The 20,476-nt window shown below is 31.0% G+C and carries 19 protein-coding genes and 1 pseudogene; 3 read left to right on the forward strand and 17 right to left on the reverse strand.

Going from position 1 to position 20,476, the window contains the following annotated elements; translation table 11 throughout:
• Positions 1-4 precede the first annotated feature (4 nt).
• The 3 genes from KA894_RS06210 to KA894_RS06220 all read right to left on the reverse strand — a co-directional run bounded on the left by KA894_RS06210 (position 5) and on the right by KA894_RS06220 (position 3,052).
• Entirely contained in the window at positions 5-1,213 is a 1,209-nt protein-coding gene (locus tag KA894_RS06210) for a sugar efflux transporter (protein ID WP_096823929.1), read from the reverse strand.
• Positions 1,214-1,301: 88 nt separating this feature from the next.
• Positions 1,302-2,156, reverse strand: coding sequence for a LysR family transcriptional regulator (locus tag KA894_RS06215; protein WP_096810762.1), 855 nt, complete (start codon positions 2,154-2,156; stop codon positions 1,302-1,304).
• Between the two features lie 176 nt (positions 2,157-2,332).
• On the reverse strand, positions 2,333-3,052 hold the full coding sequence (locus KA894_RS06220; protein WP_119488124.1) for a ribonuclease FAU-1 family protein: 720 nt from the start codon (positions 3,050-3,052) through the stop codon (positions 2,333-2,335).
• Between the two features lie 209 nt (positions 3,053-3,261).
• On the opposite strand from KA894_RS06220, the gene KA894_RS06225 reads away from it, so the two are divergent.
• Complete coding sequence (locus tag KA894_RS06225; RefSeq protein ID WP_103373332.1) at positions 3,262-4,374, forward strand: 5-methyltetrahydropteroyltriglutamate--homocysteine S-methyltransferase; 1,113 nt, start codon at positions 3,262-3,264, stop codon at positions 4,372-4,374.
• A gap of 70 nt (positions 4,375-4,444) precedes the next feature.
• Here the strand turns inward: KA894_RS06225 and KA894_RS06230 are convergent.
• The 3 genes and pseudogenes from KA894_RS06230 to KA894_RS06240 form a co-directional block, all read right to left on the reverse strand.
• Positions 4,445-4,947, reverse strand: a pseudogene (locus KA894_RS06230) (cupin domain-containing protein).
• 1 nt (position 4,948) lies between these two features.
• Positions 4,949-5,665 (reverse strand): YebC/PmpR family DNA-binding transcriptional regulator, encoded by a 717-nt coding sequence (locus KA894_RS06235; RefSeq protein ID WP_103373331.1) that lies wholly within the window; start codon positions 5,663-5,665, stop codon positions 4,949-4,951.
• A 691-nt stretch (positions 5,666-6,356) separates the two neighbouring features.
• The gene (locus KA894_RS06240; protein ID WP_096810767.1) at positions 6,357-7,019 is read right to left on the reverse strand and encodes a Bax inhibitor-1/YccA family protein; all 663 of its coding nucleotides are present in this window, start codon (positions 7,017-7,019) and stop codon (positions 6,357-6,359) included.
• Positions 7,020-7,472: 453 nt separating this feature from the next.
• On the opposite strand from KA894_RS06240, the gene KA894_RS06245 reads away from it, so the two are divergent.
• Positions 7,473-8,282, forward strand: coding sequence for a CHAP domain-containing protein (locus KA894_RS06245; RefSeq protein WP_096810768.1), 810 nt, complete (start codon positions 7,473-7,475; stop codon positions 8,280-8,282).
• Positions 8,283-8,556: 274 nt separating this feature from the next.
• On the opposite strand, the gene KA894_RS06250 is transcribed toward KA894_RS06245, so the two are convergent.
• The 5 genes from KA894_RS06250 to KA894_RS06270 all read right to left on the reverse strand — a co-directional run bounded on the left by KA894_RS06250 (position 8,557) and on the right by KA894_RS06270 (position 13,537).
• Complete coding sequence (locus KA894_RS06250; RefSeq protein ID WP_096810769.1) at positions 8,557-9,564, reverse strand: inorganic phosphate transporter; 1,008 nt, start codon at positions 9,562-9,564, stop codon at positions 8,557-8,559.
• Between the two features lie 13 nt (positions 9,565-9,577).
• Positions 9,578-10,195, reverse strand: a complete 618-nt coding sequence (locus tag KA894_RS06255; protein ID WP_096810770.1) for a DUF47 domain-containing protein — start codon at positions 10,193-10,195, stop codon at positions 9,578-9,580.
• A gap of 718 nt (positions 10,196-10,913) precedes the next feature.
• The gene (locus tag KA894_RS06260; RefSeq protein ID WP_096810771.1) at positions 10,914-11,939 is read right to left on the reverse strand and encodes a sensor histidine kinase; all 1,026 of its coding nucleotides are present in this window, start codon (positions 11,937-11,939) and stop codon (positions 10,914-10,916) included.
• Positions 11,932-12,606 carry a response regulator transcription factor gene (locus KA894_RS06265; RefSeq protein ID WP_096810772.1) on the reverse strand — a complete coding sequence of 225 codons (675 nt, stop codon included), beginning with the start codon at positions 12,604-12,606 and terminating at the stop codon, positions 11,932-11,934. Before KA894_RS06265 ends, KA894_RS06260 begins: the two co-directional genes overlap by 8 nt.
• Positions 12,607-12,619: 13 nt before the next feature.
• Positions 12,620-13,537, reverse strand: a complete 918-nt coding sequence (locus KA894_RS06270; protein ID WP_096810773.1) for a Rossmann-fold NAD(P)-binding domain-containing protein — start codon at positions 13,535-13,537, stop codon at positions 12,620-12,622.
• A gap of 119 nt (positions 13,538-13,656) precedes the next feature.
• Between KA894_RS06270 and KA894_RS06275 the strand changes: the two genes are divergently transcribed.
• Positions 13,657-14,163: a GNAT family N-acetyltransferase gene (locus tag KA894_RS06275; RefSeq protein ID WP_096810774.1), complete on the forward strand. Its 507-nt coding sequence runs from the start codon at positions 13,657-13,659 to the stop codon at positions 14,161-14,163.
• A 599-nt stretch (positions 14,164-14,762) separates the two neighbouring features.
• Here KA894_RS06275 and KA894_RS06280 read toward each other — a convergent pair.
• The 6 genes from KA894_RS06280 to KA894_RS06305 form a co-directional block, all read right to left on the reverse strand.
• Complete coding sequence (locus KA894_RS06280; protein ID WP_096810775.1) at positions 14,763-15,515, reverse strand: amino acid transporter; 753 nt, start codon at positions 15,513-15,515, stop codon at positions 14,763-14,765.
• Complete coding sequence (locus KA894_RS06285) at positions 15,516-16,406, reverse strand: ABC transporter ATP-binding protein (RefSeq protein ID WP_096810776.1); 891 nt, start codon at positions 16,404-16,406, stop codon at positions 15,516-15,518.
• The gene (locus KA894_RS14930; RefSeq protein ID WP_368656175.1) at positions 16,381-16,836 is read right to left on the reverse strand and encodes an Msa family membrane protein; all 456 of its coding nucleotides are present in this window, start codon (positions 16,834-16,836) and stop codon (positions 16,381-16,383) included. Before KA894_RS14930 ends, KA894_RS06285 begins: the two co-directional genes overlap by 26 nt.
• Before the next feature lie 2 nt (positions 16,837-16,838).
• Positions 16,839-17,414 carry a CPBP family glutamic-type intramembrane protease gene (locus tag KA894_RS06295; RefSeq protein ID WP_103373743.1) on the reverse strand — a complete coding sequence of 192 codons (576 nt, stop codon included), beginning with the start codon at positions 17,412-17,414 and terminating at the stop codon, positions 16,839-16,841.
• A 715-nt stretch (positions 17,415-18,129) separates the two neighbouring features.
• A complete protein-coding gene (locus KA894_RS06300) occupies positions 18,130-19,161 on the reverse strand; it encodes an alpha/beta hydrolase (RefSeq protein ID WP_103373388.1) in 1,032 nt (343 codons plus the stop codon).
• A 147-nt stretch (positions 19,162-19,308) separates the two neighbouring features.
• Complete coding sequence (locus KA894_RS06305) at positions 19,309-20,376, reverse strand: YkvI family membrane protein (protein ID WP_103373389.1); 1,068 nt, start codon at positions 20,374-20,376, stop codon at positions 19,309-19,311.
• Between the last annotated feature and the right edge of the window lie 100 nt (positions 20,377-20,476).

Consider the following 20,476-nt stretch of genomic DNA (forward strand, 5'->3'; position numbering starts at 1 on the left):
AAACCTACTCCAAACTTTCTTCCGTAAATTTTTGTTCTTTTGTGAAGTATATTAATATCATACCTAAAAAGATAGAACACGCAGAAACAAAAAACACATTGCCTAAACCTACCCAATGGCTCATAATTCCCCCTAAAAGGTTCCCACATAGTTGTCCTATTACCATTGCATTCGCAAACAGCGTAGATGCGTAACCTGGGAAATCAGGTAAAATATCTTGGAAGTAACTAATACCTAAACCTAACAAAATAGCTAGGAAAATAGCTAGAAACACTTGTCCTACAATCATCATTACAATACTGTTAAACACACCAATACTAAAGTAGAACAACCCTCCAAATAGTCCACCTAGTAGGAGTAAAGTTCGTGTAGTAAGTTTAGCTGATAAAATGCCTAATATGACCATAAATGGTACTTCTAAACCTGCACAAATACTTGCTAAAACGCCCACGCGGCTCTCTGGTTCTTTTAAATAATTGGTAACATACAATGGCATATTCAAGGTATACATCCATTGACCAATATGCAATAAAATGAAAGCTAAAAACGGTACAAATAGTACTTTATCACGTAACATATTCGGTGCAGCCGCTTCTACATGCGTACTGTCAGCAACTGGACGCTTCGTTTTAATGTCTTTAAAGAAAAATACTTGTAATAAAAGTGTAATTAAAATGATTGTTATCGTTCCGCTAAATAATCCTGCATATCCTTTAAACTCTAGTAACAATGCCCCAATTAGTGGACCAAATAAGAAGCCAAATGAAAACATCGAACGTAAAACCGCATTGGCAAATTTAGCTCTATCTTTTGAAGTAGAAGTATTTATGGATTCTCTTGCCGATGCATACATTTGAGGCATAGCCGGAGCAAAACATCCTTGAAAGATGGCATACATTGCTATAAATATCCATATCTCATGAATATAAAAATAAATTGAAAAACTGATTGCTCCCATAAAAAGTGCAGTAATGATAATGACTTTCCTGTTGATACTATGTGTATCAGAAAAACGCGCTACAATTGTATTCATAGTAAATTGACTAATTGCGGCTAACGCTAACAATAAACCGTACTGAGTAGATGTCATACCTAAATCATTTGTAGCGAATAAAACAAGATATGGCACTGTAATAGCAATCCCCATACCTAACAACATCATATTAACTACAAATAATTTATAATTTTTTATATGTAATAGTTCTCTAAACATTTAGCAGCCTCTATTCCTATTAATTTCAATTAGCTTCTGGCTAAGTTAAATTTATAATCGAATAATGATAAGCACTTTCCATGTACGATTACTCTACATATTCCATCATTAAATTAATAAATGAATCTACTTGGGGCAACTGTAACATGCTCGGGTCATAACTCAAATAAGTCGAACGAATTAATGGTTTATCATCGATGTCTACACGTTGAAATTCGAACTGTTCCCGATCTAAGTGTTTCATCATAATCTCAGGTAAAATCGTAACGCCAACACCATTTAATAACATTTCTTTACATGTTGCAACTTGGTCAACTGTAATCATCGCATGGTAATCTTGTCCTATTTGATTACCGTACCATTCTTTAATTTGATTAATGTATATCGGGTCAGCTTGAAACTCGATAAATGGCATTTTCTCAACTTCATCGTTTCGATTTTTAGGATGTATGAAAAAATGTTCGTCATTAAATAAATGTGTATTACTCAAATTCATCATTTTATTACCACGTATAATCATTACATGGTAATCTCTATGGTTTGCTTTAATCTGCTCGCTTGAACCTACTTGAACTTGGATTTCTACATTTGGAAATTGTCGTGTATATAAATTCAAAACAACTGGTAACAATGTTTGGCCAATTAAAGATGAACAACCAATCGAAATCGTACCGTTTACTTCACCGATATGTGCTTGCATTTTATCTAAAAACAACCGTTCTCTGTTTAACATATCACGTGCATGTTCAATTATCATCATGCCTTCTGTTGTAGTTATCAGCTGTTTTTTAGTACGTATAAATACATCTACACCAAATGCATTTTCTATCGCTTTCAACCGCTGTGTTACTGCCGGTTGCGAAATATATAAAATTTCCGCTGCTTTTCTAAGCGTTTTTGTCTCATCTAATGTAGTTAACAAGCGATAATCGTCAATCTTCATAATTATCCCCCTATTTTTGGCAAATACTTCAATATTTTTATTTCCTTTTGTGGCGACTTTCCGGTTACGCTTCAACAATCTATTTAAATGCGATTTTTTCAAAACTTGCAGTGTTTACTATAACATGGTTATACCATAACTCATATAGCTAATTTCTATATCTCATAACCTAAAAATCATCGTGAAGTATAAGTGTTTTTGGAGTCTATATTGTTATTGGCTTTATTTTTATTTTGGCTAGTATCACAATGATGGTTATTATCATTTCCAGACTTCTTATACTGCGTATCTTTATGTGTGAAATCTTTACGTTTTTTGCTTTTAGCTTTATTTTTATACACAGACGATTGCTTTTGGTTTTTAGCTTTTTGCTTTATTTTATGATAACAATACATCATTTTATCTTGCATCGTTGTAAAGTCTGTATCAATTTTAATCATCAATTGATGGGCTATAATATACGCTTCATGGTATTGCTTGTTTGTTATTTGCCCTTGATTTAATGCACGTATCAAGTCATCTTCATCAACAAGTTCGTATTCACCATTAGGCAAAACTAATACATCTAGACATAAATCAATAGTCCGTGCATTGCCCTTTTGTGTAACATTTTTTATATTTATATCGAAGTAATACTCTAATGGATTGCCCTTGTCGTCTAACATCACCGTGATACTATAACGTTTTTTTTCAGGTAATATTTGTAACCACTGATAATTATCATCAGCGACAATAATATTTTGTCCTACAACCGAGACTTCTAGCGGTTCCCGTACTTTTTTCATAGTTACTAACCCAATAATACCTTTGAATTTGTTATTATTCACTTTGACTTCGGTATATTCTCGGTCAACGATGCGACGCCAGTGACGTTTATCAATATATTTTACTTTCACTGCCACCATCTCCTTGTCATTATTATATAAAACTGAATCCTACATGTCATCTTATGTTTGTTGCATTTAGTTTTAAAATTGGTATCGAAAAGATAATTATTTTTATTGTACTATATTTCATAGTGTAAAAGCGAAATTGACAATCATTGATAATTTTGTTAAATTTTATACATATTTTTCAGAAAATTCTTTAAAAGGGAGATAGTATTATGCCAACGACTCAAAGACCATTTAGAGCAGATCATGTAGGAAGTTTATTGCGCCCGCAACGTTTAAAAGACGCGCGTAAAGATTTCCAGAACAATGCCATTGACGCACAGACATTAAAAAGTATTGAAGATGAAGAAATTGAACGCATCATAGAAAAACAGCTAGAAATTGGATTACATAGTATTACTGATGGCGAATTTCGCAGAAGTTGGTGGCATTTCGATTTCTTAGAAAATTTAGACGGTGTAGAAGGCTATACATCTGACCGCGGATTATCATTTGAAGGTGTTGAAACTCGTAATCACAATGTCAAAGTAGTTGATAAAGTGAAATTCAACCCAAACCATCCTCATTTTGAGCACTTTAAATTTTTATTCGATAAAGTGAATGGTCGAGCAACAGCTAAAGTTTCTATTCCAAGCCCAAATCAGTTGTTCCATCCTAATATTTTAAATGAAGCTATCTATCCAGACATCAATGACTTTGCACGTGACGTATCAAAAGCTTATCATGATAGTTTACTTAAATTTTATGAATTAGGCGCGCGTTATATCCAACTAGACGATGTCTATTGGGCAAATCTAACGTCTGGAACACAAAATACACGTGGTAGAGACAGAAGTGAAGAAGAAAAAGAAATTGCACGTCAACTTGCTTATAAAGTCGTTAATGATGCAGTAGAAGGATTGCCGGAAGACCTATTAATTACAACACATATTTGTCGTGGTAATTATCAATCTACTTGGGCAATCTCAGGAGGGTACGAACCAATTGCACCTTATTTATTTAAAGAACAATTAGACGGTTTTTTCTTGGAATATGATGATAACCGATCAGGTGATTTTGAACCTTTAAGATTCTTCCCTAAATCGCGTTCCTATGCAGTATTAGGATTATTCACTTCAAAAACAGGTGAGTTAGAAGATAAAAGTACTATTTTAAAACGGGTGAAAGAAGCACAGAACTATATAGATTTAGATCAAATCTGCTTAAGCCCACAATGTGGCTTTGCCTCTACAGAAGAAGGAAATAAATTAACTGAAGACGCCCAATGGAAAAAATTAGCATATATTGTTGAAATAGCAAATGAAATTTTTGGCACTTCAAAATAACTTAAACTAAAAGAGCGTATGACTTTTTCACATCAAAACGATTGTGAGAGTCATACGCTCTTTCAAGTATTTAACGTTTTATATCTTTTTGTGATAAAGCATAACGATTGTTAATTGTTTTTAAATTTGGATAAGTTTTATTCAACCATTCTTTACTGTATAATTCAAATGATTAAATTCAAATGCAGGATGGCACATACATCCCACGAGCGCATAACCAGAACCACCTTCAATAGACGAAGCAAAAATCGTCCCCTTTGGGACTACAAATTGTAAAACATCGCCATTCTCAATATGAGGCCCTACCGTGACTTGTTGATAATTACCTTCTGGATGTATCATATGCACAGTAAGCGAATCGCCTGCATGATAATACCAAATTTCATCAGCATCTATACGATGAAAATGTGAAATATTATCATGTGTTAAAAGAAAGTAAATACTTGAGTAAGCTGGTCTTAAACTTTCCTCATTCCATACTTCTTTAATCACTTCTTTATAATATCCACCTTCTGGGTGCGGGTGTAATTGTAATTGATTAAGCCATTGTTCTACAGCGTTATTTTTGTTCATATTATTTCAAATCCACGTTATGGAATACGTTTTGAACATCCTCTAGATCTTCTAGCGCATCTACTAATTGTTCAAATGTTTCTTGATCTTCTGGTGATAATTCAATATCTGTCTGTGGTAACATTTCAAACTCAGCTACTTTAAATGTTTCAACACCTGTTTCACGTAAAGCGTCTTGTACTTGAGCAAATTGATCTGGTTCAGCGTATACAATGGTTAGACCGTCTTCATCAAAAACATCTTTAACATCGATATCTTGTTCCATCAAACCTTCTAAAATATCGTCAGCTGGTTTACCCTCAATGCCAAATACCGCAGTATGTTCAAACATATAAGCAACAGAGCCAGAAACACCCATGTTACCGCCATTCTTACCAAACGCAGCGCGGACATCTGAAGCTGTTCTATTAACATTTTCTGTAAGTGCGTCAACGATTAACATTGAACCATTAGGACCAAAACCTTCATATCTCAGTTCATCGTAATTTTCTTCCCCGCCACCTTTGGCCTTTTCGATTGCTCTATCGATAATATGATTTGGCACGGAGTACGTTTTTGCTCTTTCCAATGTTAAGCGTAATGCTTGATTAGATGTAGGATCTGGTTCCCCAGATTTAGCTGCTACGTAAATCTCTTTACCAAATTTAGCATATATTCTACTAGTATTTTTATCTTTCTGGGCTTTTTTCTCTTTAATGTTATTCCATTTACGTCCCATGATTTCATCTCACTTTCTAAATAAATACCTTTATCAATATGATATATTATACAATATTTTCATTATATTACATAGATTAAGCGATGTTTTTTTTGAATTAACACTTAAACAGACTATATTTATTAATAAAATAGAGTCTTGTATCATTATACTTTCGATAACGGTATGATTGGTTCAAAGCCAAAACACTTGTTTGTTAAGAAAAAGCAAGATAGAAATTCAATTTTTAAATTGGATTACTATCTCGTCCTTACTATAAATATTTTAATCCTAAACATCGTATATATAACTTTAGAATTAAGATAGTTAATTTTTTGTCGTTTATACAAACATATGACATTTAATATATTTTTTAAAGTTTCAATATAAGTATGCATTCAATTTTTATTATATTTAACAAAGCAGATCGTTTTAAATAGTGAATTGTCAGGCCATACATAGATAAAAATGATTTTAAAAATCCAACACAATCAAAATTAGACTACTAACTTCTCTTAGAACATAAGAAATCAGCAGCCTACCTTATCTTTGTCTAAACCTATTTTAGTTATTCAATCTAAACCATTTCTTATAAACCTTAAAAACACTTTTTAAGCGCCGCTTCTTTAAAGGTTTAGCGCTTGCATGTCTTATTTCTAAATTAGTAACACTTATATATGAGGCTTAGCTTATATCATTTCATGCAATATTACTATTTTCTAAATTTATTTGCTAATCTTAGTACGTATTTTATAATGTGTAATAAATTAATGAATAAATTAAAGCCCATTTCACGCGGCGAATATTGCCCTCGTTTCATACGGTTGAAATCATATAATGTATATAATAGAAATAGTAACAAACCAACTATGGTAATGATCGTATGAAAAATTGGATTATTTACAAACATACCAATAATGCCCGCAACAATTAATGCGACTAATGTTACAAATAAGTATTTACCCATACTCGATGCATTACCCACAAAAAAGTAACCTATAATGCCAAACGCAATAAATGCTCCTATAGCTAACAACACATTTTTATAGAATACTTCTGTCCCTAAATTTTGCAGATAAGCTGTAAATGTCGCATACGACAGCAAACCAACAACAATAGCATATATGTGAGAAATGACTAGCCCATATTTACGCGCACGATTAGTTAAAACTGTAAACAATACTAATACTAGCAGTACAATAGAGAGCGGTTTTCTCCATTCCATAGGTAAAAATTGTCCAAAATAACAACCGATACCAAATATAATCCAATAATAAACAAAGAACAGCCATACTTTGCCATAAGCACGTGCTTTAGATTTATCTTGTTTTGGTTTATGTTGCTTGTGGTTTACGTGTTGTGCTGAGTCAGCCAATGCATTCACTCCTTAGATGTTTTTATGTTTTACACGTTGATTATTTTACTCATTCAGACAGCATAATTAACGCATATCAGCTTTAATAAATTTCACTTCTTATTTAAATGTGTTATTATCATTTTCACTAATCCGCCAAAAATCAAACATTTCTGATATATTTTTTTGGACATTTTATAATTTAATTGAAATGACTGTCTTTTCAAATGTTACAAAGTAATAAAATTCGAAATCATTTTTTTATAATTAAAGTCTCCTCAATTCCCTAACAAAGGTATTTAGTGGTTTTTATAATCTATTTTTTTAAATGTTAATAATATTACATCTCTATAACAATAAACACAAGCCTCTTATTTTTTGTTAATATGTAACGTGAATCCAGTTAAAGAAAAGATTAAACTCATATATTTAATTTAAACAAAGTTATGTATATAGGTGTGAGGAGGAGTTCTTTTGAAAAAGTTTGCATTTGCAGTAACCGCTGCTTCGGGTGCAGCAGCAGTGATTGCTAACCATGAAGCTGAAGCGTCAACGCAACATACAGTACAATCAGGTGATTCACTTTGGTCAATCTCAGAACAATATGGTGTTTCCGTAGATGAGATTAAACAAAACAATAATCTCGATAACAATATGGTATTTCCGGGACAGGTTATCGAAATTGGTGGAAGTGATCAAGATTCAAGTTCAAACAATTCTTCACAAACATCAGGCGGTTCAACACATACAGTTCAATCTGGTGAATCACTTAATGTAATTGCTAGCAATTACGGCGTGTCAGTAGATGAATTAATGTCAGCTAATAATTTAAATGGTTATTTAATCCATCCTGGACAGTCGCTTACAATCCCAAATGGAACAGGTACTGGTGGTTCTGGTGGTTCTGGTAACGGAGCAACACAAACACCAAATACTGGTAGTTCATCAGCTAGTGACGCTAACTTATATGATTGGGGACAATGTACTTGGCACGTATTTAATCGTAGAGCAGAAACTGGCAAACCAATTAGCACATATTGGTGGAACGCTGATCATTGGGCAAGCAATGCAGCGGCAGATGGCTATACAGTAAATAATACACCAACTGCCGGTTCTATTATGCAAAATTACGAAGGCCCAATTGGTCATGTCGCGTATGTAGAGCAAGTAAATCCTGATGGCAGCATCTTAATTTCAGAAATGAATTATAATACGCCGCCAGGTACAGTGGATTACCGTACAATTCCTGCTTCACAAGCTTCAAGCTATAACTATATTCACTAAAATATAGTTAAAATTTAGAAAATGAATAATGAAAGTAAACCACTAAATCTTATATAAAGTATTTAGTGGTTTTTATTTTTCATCTTGACTGTAAAAAATGAAAACAAACCATTTTCTTTTCATTTTTTACAAAGGGTTTTATTGTCTACGCTCGTAAAAACGTTTAAAAAGGAGACAATCCTGCTTATATACTAATCGAGGCCGAGACGTTATTGATGTCCCGACCTCGATTCAAATTTAAGATTAATAATATAAACATAACCTTTTAAATGTTTTATAAGAAAATATCAATAGCATAGTAAATAATTGCTGCTACTAACGCAGAAATTGGTAATGTAATTACCCAAGTTACAATCATGCGTTGTGCTGTATTCCACTTAACACCTTTGATACGATTAGATGAACCGACACCTAGAATAGATGAAGATACAACATGCGTAGTTGATAACGGGAAGTGTAATGATGAAGCAACAAATATTGTTAATGCAGACGATAAATCTGCTGCTGCGCCATTCGCTGGACGTATTTTCATGATATTTCCCCCAACAGTTTTGATGATTTTCCAACCACCAACAGCTGTACCTAAGCCCATTGCAGTAGCACAGGCTATTTTTACCCATAATTGTGGTTCGGTACTTGTCCCTGTTTGGATATTTGCTACTATTAGGGCCAAAGTAATAATCCCCATTGATTTTTGTGCATCGTTTGTACCGTGTGAAAATGATTGTAGCGATGCAGTGAAAATTTGGAAAAATCTAAAGTTACGATTCGTTTTGGTAAGATTAGCATTTTTGAATACCACTTTTACAATTGAATACATAATAAAACCAACACAAAAAGCAATAATCGGCGATAAAAGTAATACAACAATAATTTTTGTAAAACCTTGATAGTGCAGTACAGCAAACGAGCCTTGTGAAGCAATTGCTGCACCGGCGATTGATCCGATTAAAGCATGGGAAGATGAGCTAGGTATACCAAAGAACCAAGTCACTAAATTCCATATAATTGCTGCCAAAATTGCAGCTAAAACAACGATAAGCCCATTTTCTAATTTAAATGGGTCTACAATGTCTTTTGTTATCGTACTTGCAACTCCAGTAAATGTTAACGCACCAATAAAGTTCATAACAGACGCTAAAATAATTGCAGTTCTAGGAGTTAAGGCACGTGTTGAAACAGCAGTAGCGACGGCATTGGCTGTATCATGGAAACCATTGATAAAGTCAAATATCAAAGAAAAAATAACGATAGCTACTGTGATAATCAAAATATATTCCATAAGTTAGGACTCCTTAGCTATTTTTCATTATTATTGTTTCAAAGTTATTCGCTACAGCCTGACATTTATCGGCAACTTCTTCTAAACTTTCGTAAATTTCTTTGATTTTAATCAGTGTGATCGGATCTGTCTCACTATTAAAAATATGTTTAATAGACTGACGTAATATACCGTCACAATTAGTTTCAAATTCTTTAATATTAATAGAATGAATACGCATGTGAGAGAGTTTCTTATCAACCAATAAACCTACTGCCAATTTCATTTCAGCAATAGCTTTTTGGATATTATCAACAAATTCAGCCATATATTCATCCGTATATTCAATAGAGTACATTTCAAACATTGCGGAAGTTTCTTCTATTGCATCTAAAACATCGTCAATGGCGTTACATAAAGAGAGGATATCCTCACGTTCAATAGGTGTAATGAATGTTTGGTTCAAATCTGAAATCACTTGATGCATTAATTCATCACCATGTGATTCGTATGTTTTAATATTGTCTGAGTATGCTTTAAGATCTAAATGTGTATTAAAATCCATTTTGCCAAATTCAATTGCTGCACGGTCTAAGTTGAATACCATTTCCTCAAGTTTCACCATGAACTTATCTTTTTTCTTGTTAAACATTCAAAAAATCCTCCATTTACAGTGACCATTACAATCACCTTCAATAAATTTAAAAAAATTAGATTCCTTTAGAGACAAATTAAGATTGGCAAGATTTACAATGCGCTCATTATTTTGACAATTATTAAAATTATGTAAATGAACTTTTGCTTTCTAGGTTTAAAAAATCTTACAAATGTTGATTTGCTCTTATTTGAAAATAGCACAAATTTAACAAACTCACAATTAAATTTACAAATTCTTAACATTACATTTTAGTTAAATTAATAAAAATGTGCTTATTTCTACTATTACATTTTGCTTTTCCATAAAAAGTTTCAATTGCATATTACACATCGTTAATCAAAACTCACAATAGCAATAATTGCATAATTTCCATCTATAATCAACAACTATTTTGATTCATTTTTTAAAACTTTAAATGGTACGAACCTCTCAATTTCTATTCAATTATAAATATCAAAATAAAAAAATAAAAGAAGCAACAAAATCATACTTTCTTAAAAGATTTTGTTACCTCACTCACTATGAATATTACATTTTAATTCAAACTTATTTTAAATACACTTTCTAATTCAGGCAATCATTACCAATTACATAGAAAAGCTTAACATCTAATAGCCTAGACTCTCTATTTGTTTTCTAAGTTAGTTATAACTTAAGGGTAAAAATACACAGTTTAGATATTTGGAAGTGGTTATTTTAAAAATTGAAATAATTAATGCTCAGATAATCTGGATACTAATTCATTTTGGTTAGGGAAAATAAATTGGACTGATGTTCCTTTTTGCATTTCTGAATTAATATGGACTGTGATACCTAATTTTTCTTTTACATTTTGGACAAGATACAAACCTATACCAGAAGACGTTGTTTCATTACGATTCGAGGTGGAAGTAAAACCTTTATCAAATATTCTTGGCAAATCTTTTTGGCTAATGCCTCTCCCCTCATCTTTTATATTCAACGCTACATGATTTTTAATTAACGTTCCATTAATATGGATTGTACTATGTTCACTATATTTGACTGCATTAGATATAATTTGCCTTATCATCATTCGACACCATTTAGTATCTGTATACACCTTGTAGGATGTTTCGAAATTGAGTTCAAAGTCTATACCTTTTGCTTGGCTGATATATCTAGAAATCTGAATTTCATCAATAACTAAACGTTTTAAATCAACATGTTCATAATACATATCTTTATTTTGTGATTCTAATCTAGTTAAAAATAAATGTCTATCTAACATATCGTTGATACGTGTCCATTCGAATAATAAAGCTCTTTTTCTTGTACCGTCATTTTCTTTTTCAATTAATAACTTTAAAGCAGTAACAGGTGTTTTAATATCATGCACAAAATCAGTTAGTGAAGCTTCAGTAGACTTAATTTGCTTTTTTTGCTTTGTTACTAACATTTTTTGAGTTGTAATTTGATTATACAAATATTCAACCATTTGTTGTTGAAACGGCGTATCTGCAAGTGATTTATGCTTTAAAGCTTCAGGTTCAATATTTTCATCTAAATGTTTTAAAAATTTAACTTCTTTTATATAGGTATACAGTAAAAATATAAAACTTAACCCTATATTTAAAATGATAATATATAAAATGCTATCTACACTTAAATCGTAATCTAAGTACGCAATACCCAAAAAAATAAATTGTAAAAACAGTAGCCATAATATCCAATGCTTACGTGAACGTATAAACATCCATACCCATTTAATACTATCCATGGGCCATATACCCTTTTCCTATTTTAGTTTCAATTGCATCCTTCATATCAATATCAGATAATTTTTTTCTTAAACGATTTACATTGACCGTCAGCGTATTATCACTCACAAATGCTTCATCATCCCATAACGCAGTAATCAAAGTATCTCTAGTGACAATTGTATCTTGTTTTTTCACTAGCATTTCTAAAATAATCATTTCTGTTTTAGATAAATAAATCACCTTATCTTCTCTGCTAATGCTATCTTTTGTAAGATCAAGTGTCGCTTCTTGCCAAGTTATTACTCTTTTTTCATCTAAGCTAAATTGATAAACACGTCTATAGATAGCTTGTAATTTTGCAATTAATACATTTGTATTAAATGGCTTTTGAACATAATCATCTGCCCCTAATTCCATACTCATAACTTGGTCCATTGGGTTATCTCTAGAAGATAAAAAGAGAATTGGTGTATTTGATATTTCTCGGATTTTACGTGTCCAATAGAAACCATCATATTTAGGTAGTTTTATATCCATGATCACAATTGCTGGATCTACTTCATTAAATTTATCCATCACTAGATTAAAGTCCTCAACACCATTAACATTAAAATCCCATTGTTCTAGTTCTTCACTCAGTTCTTTAAATAATGTCATATCATCTTCCACTAACAAAATCTCCATATACTCACCTCAATTATTTTGTATATTTTATTTTTTCACCCGAATTGATACGTACTTGATAATGTTTAATTCGGCAATCGATTTCAAATCCTCTCATCATTAAACCTTGAAATGGGGATTGAAATAGATAATAAACTGGCCAAGTTAACTTAGGAATATAATCATATAAATGCACTAAGACTTGTTGTGTGCCTTTTAATTTACGGAATTCTAACTTTCCTTGCTTTTTGAAATTAGATTTTACAATTTTACCACCTACGAGCAATAAAGTAATCATGTCTGTATCAGTTTCAATCCTCTGAAGTACCAATAAAGGGTCATGCTTATTTTTTATATAAATAATAAAATAATCTTCTTTTTGAACTGTATGTAAAAAAGTACCTTTCGTTTCATCTAACCATTTAAAATAATATTCTACCATTTGATTTAAAGTCCAATTCATCGGTAATTGTATACTCAATGCACTTCTCACATCATCATATTTCGATGATTGGAGTTCTACAGCTACGTGTGGGCGCGCTACTTCCGCTTTCGTCTGTGTTACTTCAGTACCATAAGCTGATAAACGCTGTATTGTTTCGGTATCAAAACGGCTACCACTAATATAAATTATTTTGCCTACACCTTGTTTAGCTGCAGCTCTACCAAAATTATCTGCCGCTATTAAATTCATGTCTCTAGCAGCTGCCTGCGTCAATTTAGCCGAATGTTTCGTTGGATCTAAATAAAATATCGCTATATTCATGCCATTCATAGCTGATAACACATCATTATAGTTATAAATATCTTTTTCTAGCCAAATAATTTCTTTAAAATCTTTTTCCTTAGGGTACTTCGACAAAGTATATAATACCGCATCGTCTTTAATAGAGGGAATTAAATTTTTCCCTATATAGCCTGTAACACCTGCAAGTAGTATATTAGGTTTCATAATACTCCATCCTTTAACGTATATTTTCTTATTTTAAATATTCCCTAGTAAATTCAAGTTAATGATGTTAAGTTATACTATAACTGAGTTTAAAAATTAGGAATAAGGAGTGGACATATATGGTTCATCAAATTCGAGAAATTGGTATCAATGATATAGAACCTTTCGTTAAACTATTAAGCACGATCTATGATGAATCTGATTATTTGATATACAATCCGGGCGAATATGCGCCGTCTAATACAGACGCGGTTGCAACTTTAGAACATTACATTACTTCCCCTTCTAATGCCATTTATATCGCAGAAAATAATGGCGAACTCGTTGGCTTTGCAATCGTCGCTACAGAAAATTTCGAACGCACACGTCATGAAGCACATTTTTCTATGGGTGTTATAAGACACTATCGCGAAAAAGGATTAGGACAATCATTAATCAATTCTATCGAAGCGTGGTGTTTAAATCATGATATTCATCGCATCGAAGTCGAAGTAGTTCCTGAAAATACGACCGCTGTTGATTTATTTAAAAGTGCTAATTATCAAATCGAAGGAGAACTTAAAGATAAACTATTTATTGATCATCGTTACTATAATAAATATATCATGGCTAAATTACTAATTTAACGATTTAAATGTAAAAAAACATAAATAACTTTCTTATTTATAGTTTAATCTTTTTTTTATAAATATCCAAATGACAATGACATGTTTTGAATTAAGATATAAAACACTGCTTTTATTTAATTACTAAACTTTGTAAGTTGAAATTCGATGCTTTGAAAAGTGTGAAATACAACTCTAACATTTCCAAGTGCTGTCTGACTAATATGGCTAAAATCAAATAATATATCATGAATCAACTAAACCTTACCCTGTATTCCAAATGAAGTATATGCTTATGATTATGCTACACTCCTAAACTTGAACGCTAAAATTCAACTTCAGGAGTGTTTATTTATGTGTAGTAAAGTGCACTATAGATTTCAATTAAAGTTAATTCAAGTGTACAACTTTAAAACATGAAGTTATAGAATATGAGGCAAAGCATACAATATTAAATAATTTTAAATAAAATACTATTACAATCAGTGTAACGCTTTAGTTACCAAAATTTCTAATCTCATATAGTTAAAAATACAAAAAACAAGTAAATTAAAAGCAAGATATCTGTGAAAACCAGAAATCTTGCCTTGGTTAGTTAGTTTAAACAAAAATGACCACAATCAATATTCAATTCTTTTAAATAAAATTAAACTAGCAGCATAAAGAATTAAACAATAAGCGATAGACATAATTAATATAATAATAAATTGTGATAAAAATACTTTGAGGCTGTTAGCATCTGTGAAACCATTAGGGAAAAGATAATGGAGGCCATGAATTAATGGCGCAATTGATATAAACATAAATAATAAAATAACACCTAATATAGTAAAACCAGTTGAAAACTTCATAGATAATAATACTGCAAAACATATAGCGATAAATGAAATACCAAAAATGCCAAAAATACTTAAAATATCAGAATACATATCCTCTGTTTCAGTAGGCAAAAACATCCCAGAAGCGTAGTTGAAATTTTTAATAAAAGTAAAATAGAGTACTTCCGAGACTATAAACAGTATAAAGAAATAAATAGTGTATATAGTAATCAAAGTAAATAGTTTAGTGTTAAGCAGTTTTGTACGTTTAATATCTTTGTAAAAAATTAATTTACCGCTACTGTATTCTTCGTAAAATAGTAAACTAACAAAATAAGACATCATGATTAAGGGTATGGCGAATTGAGATTGCGCCAATAATATGCCACAATAAAAATCTAAACCAGACAATCCATTGTTGACGCCACCAACTTGCATAAAATTAGTTGGTAGAAATAAAGTGATTAAATAGAGTAACGGATATAAAGCGATAGCGAAAAAAATTTTAGCAGATGTACGGGATGATATATTCAAGAAAATATTTCTAAATAACATTTAATCATCTCCTTTATTTTCAAAATGATTGAAAATGTGATATAAATCTTCTTCAGTATTTTCTATGCTTACTAAATTATATTTTTCGAGTATCTTTTGCATTAAACCATTATAGTCATCTCCCTCTTTATTAATATAAATAATATTATCTTCTATTTTATTAATTATTGGGAAAAATTCTATATATGAAAGCGTGTCTGCTTGTGTAACATTTTTATTAAGTACTATTTTAAACGAAACATGTTTATCTAATTCTATACTATGCAGCTTGCCTTCTTTTAACATGACAAACCTATCACATACTTCTTCTAGTTCATTTAATTGGTGACTTGATATTAAAAGAGAAATACGCTTGTTTTTAACCCAATTTTTAAGTGAGCTTATCAATATTTTCACGCCATTAGGATCTAATCCTACGAAAGGTTCATCCATAATTGCTAATTTAGGCTCAGTTAATAAACACATTGCTAACGAGAGTCTTTGTTTCATACCAAAAGAAAAATCTTTAACTTTTTTATTTTTAGTATCTAATAGACCCACTAATTTTAATATATTATGAATATTATCTATGTATTGCGTTTGATTATTTACCTTTAAAAAGTATAATAAGTTCCTTTCAGCTGTTAAATGCTCATAATAAACAGTATCAATCATAATTCCAACATTTTTTAATATATTGTCGTGTTTAAAAATATCTATTTTATCAATATAAATATGACCTGAAGTTGGTTTTTTAGTTTTAGCGATTATTTTCATTAAAGTTGTTTTGCCAGCACCATTTTTACCTAGTAGACCCACTATTTCTCCTTCATTAACAGTTAAATTTATATTATCCAAAATCATGACATTATCATTTTTAAACTTTTTATAAATATGATCTATTTTTAACATCTTTGCTCCCTCTTTTCGTAAATAGTTTAGCCAGTAAATAACTTAGAACAAAGTACAGTAAAAAAAGAAATGTTAATTGGGAGAGTGATAACAGATTCGTATTCATACTAGTATAAAATCCGTCTTTTTCATAAGCATATTTTGAAGCTATATCATAAAAAACAGGGTTATGCATAATTGATTTAGCAGATATCACGTAATAGATTAGGTTAAAAATACTCATAATAAATATGAGTGATATAGTATATTTAGTTTTACTAAAACATATAGAAATCATATTTATCATAATTGGAATTATGATAATACCTAATAGCATTACTATCAAACCTAAATTAATATTTATAATTGACATCATTATAGAACATACAATATTTAAAACGAATGAAATTAAAATACTTTTATATTTTGCATTCAATTTTAAAACCTCCACTTTTAAGAAAATCTATATACAAACACGTTATATAACCAATGAAGAAAAATAGCATCCTGTAATTTATATTTATGATATAGATAATACAATAAAAGACTTATTGGAAACTTCGTCAGCAAATTTATTAAAAAATTCCCATTTAAATGTAAAATTAAAGCAAACATTAAAGAACCTATAATAAAACTCCATTTTTTATTAAAAGCAGACATCAGTATCATTAATATTAAATGTCGGAATAAAAATTCTTCACCGAAAGCGACTATAAAATATTCTATTGTTGCTGCTTTGCCAGCTAAGTATAATGATAATAAGAAGACTATCGGAAATAATATTACTGTTCTTTTCCAGTCAAATACATGGTTCAAAAGGTGTTTTATAGGTTTGCCTAAAAAACGGTTAATTAATAAAAGCGGTAAAAGTATAAAAGATAATAAAAAACACACCACAAAAGACATTAAGTATATACGTGAAAATACACTGTCGTTGAAAAACGTAATAAACATTATACATACATTAAAAAAAACACCTACAATCATAATTAACGCGCTTGATGATAAAACACTTTCAAATTTTTTCATTATTAGCTCCTAGCCTCAGAATGGAAAAGACTAAGATATTAATTTAAAATTTTATTAATATCTTAGTCTTTAACTACCACTTATTTTGCTTAGAAATACCATCTTTTACCTCTTCTACCAAATTTAAAAATCCATATATTTACCTCATTCAAAGAAAAAAGATCCATTAATGATTTCATAACGCTCCCCTCCTTTCACTATGAGTATACTCTATTTTTTTATAAGACACAATACAATCATAATTTTAATATATTTATATTTTTTTAGTTATCTACAGTTTAATATAAAATAATGATTTTTTAGTTATGATGTTTTAAAGGTATAAGTATATTATACAAAGTTCTATTTATAATACTTCATAATCACTTTAAATAAGCATATAAATATTAAAAAGTGTGCATTAATCTATTTTGATAAGCTAGTGTTATAGTGTGAAAGTAACTGGGTGTTAACAATTATTTCTTAGCATTGATGCGCTTATCATTATTGAAGTAATAATAATGCTTAGGGTACTGACTAAATAATGATATGCTTTTTATAGCTGATTGTTACTTATCTTCTGAAAATAATTGTTTGCGAGTCGTTTTGAATATCCACGATTCGGCCGAAAAATGCACAACCAAAATTAAACTTTTCATATCAAAAAAAGCACCTCCATTAAAATGGGGTGCTTTTTTGGTAAATGTATATAGGCATGATGTTATACTACATTACTTTAGTATGGATTTAGTTCAACGCCATTAGGGTTAGTCTGTTCTGCGTTAAATTCAGTTTCGACACCTGATGATGTTGTGTTTCTACTTAGAAATGCTAACACGTCTTTCATATTTTGTTGTGACTCTGGCAATTCCATATGAAATTGATATTGATGTCTTAATTTATGTGTACCATCATAAAACAATTTGTCGACCGGTACGTCTGTTGCTTTTAATTTTTTATAAAAATTAATATTTTGACTATAAAACGGATCGGCATCACCAACAGATAAAAATGTGGGCGGATAATCTTCAGTAACTTGGTTTATGGTAGACATTTCACTAATATATTTAAATTGTTGTTCCCAATTTCGTTTACCAGTATAACTTTCCATAAACAATTGAATTCTCGGAAACTCTGTTGCCCTAACTGTTTTCATATCAAAGAATCCACCAAAAAAGATTGCTGCTTTAAGTTGGTCAGGCTCAAATTGTTGTTTAAATTCCATATCTTCTCTTAATGATTCATTTGTTTGGATCGCGGCATATTGACTCGACAATTGTGCACCAGCAGAATCTCCACCAAAAATAACTTGATCAAAATCAATCGGTAATTCATGTTTATTTCTTTTAATAAAACTTACTGCTTGATCAATTTGTTGTAGTTGCATAGGATATTTAAAATCCGGCGCAAGTGCATAATTGATATTCACGACAATATACCCTTGCTCAGCAATTTTAGCTAACAAAGGATTTTTGTACTGTTTGTCTCCAGCGATGAAACCGCCCCCATGCATCCAAAAAATCACCGGGAGTTTATTATCTTGGTCTAATTCATTTGGGGTTAATATATCCAGTCGGCTATTCGGCAAGCCGGTGCCATAAGTGATATTTGTAAATGCGTTCACATTTTTATTATTGATTTGTACTTTTTCATCTATTTCTCTTGTATTTTGTCTGTCATATTGGAATTTTAAAAGTAATGCCATAATTACTGCAACAATAATAATAATGACCGTCGTGATAAGGGTCCACTTACGTTTATTTTTCATAGATTACCTTTCCTTTCGGAAGCATTGTACCATAATAAATAATTTCACAATAGTATTATTAAGAATTGACACACTAGAAAACTCAGCTTGCAGTTATTAGCAAGCTGAGCTACATTATATTTTTATTTATATTGTTTCTTTAACATTTTATGCAATGAATTTTTTGTTTTGTCGTTTTCTACTGTAGTACTTAATAAGTACGCCAATAACAACGATAAGACCAACATAACCCATAATTGGATATAAATAGTTTATTAAGCCTGCGAAACCAACAAAGCTTAAACCATAAGCTATAATTACCATAGCTACAATAAAAATATGATACTTTTTACTATATGGTTCTGTGAACCGCGCTGCGAACGAATACATTAAACCAAGGATTGTATTATACATTACAGCTAACATAATGATTGATAAGACAAGCGCTATCCATGGACTTATATCATTCGCTAGCGTCAACATTGGTATGTCTGCATCTTTAATTTTAGGAAATTCAGACTGTAACGCAAAGTTAATTAAAGCTAATAATACCGTATAAACAATACCACCAAATAAAGCGCCTGCGCCTGAAACTCTACGTCTTGAAGCGTCGCCACCGATTGCTACTATTGTACTAAACCCTACGGCAAAAGCCAGTCCACCATAGTTTATACCATATATAATTCCTTTCCATAAAGTAGCTTCTGGTACAGTCTCATTGACCTCACCAAATGAGATACTACCGTTAAATAAATAATACCCAGCAATAATAACTACTAACACAATTAGAAACGGCGTAACAATGCCTAATGCTCTAACAATTTTATTAAAATCCATCAATAGTGTGATATATATTGCAATAACCATTATCAATGCACCTAACCACGTCGGTACACCGAAACTTTCTTGAAATGTTGATCCTGCTCCAGCAATCATTGTAACTGAAATACCGAATAAGAAAAAGATAAGTAAATAGTCCACAATTTTACTGAATGCACTTCCGAATAAATAATCTAAAGTTGATTCATGGTTTTGTGCGTCAAACGCCGTACCAATCTTTGCAACTTGTCTACCTATAAATCCTAAAATGAGACCAGAAAGTATAACACCAATATATGACCACAAGCCATATGGTGAGAAGAATTGCATAACTTCCTGTCCTGTTGAAAAGCCAGCACCTACAACGATACCGACATAAGCGAAACCAATTTTTATAGCTTCTTTATTCAACCCCATGTGATAAATAACCTCCTCATAGTTAACACATTTTGTAATTATAACGTACTGACTATAATTTGCAACATGACAAAATTAAAGTTTACACAATCCATTAAAA

The sequence above is a fragment of the Staphylococcus sp. GDY8P131P genome, assembly GCF_017891975.1.
Lineage (GTDB): Bacteria > Bacillota > Bacilli > Staphylococcales > Staphylococcaceae > Staphylococcus > Staphylococcus nepalensis.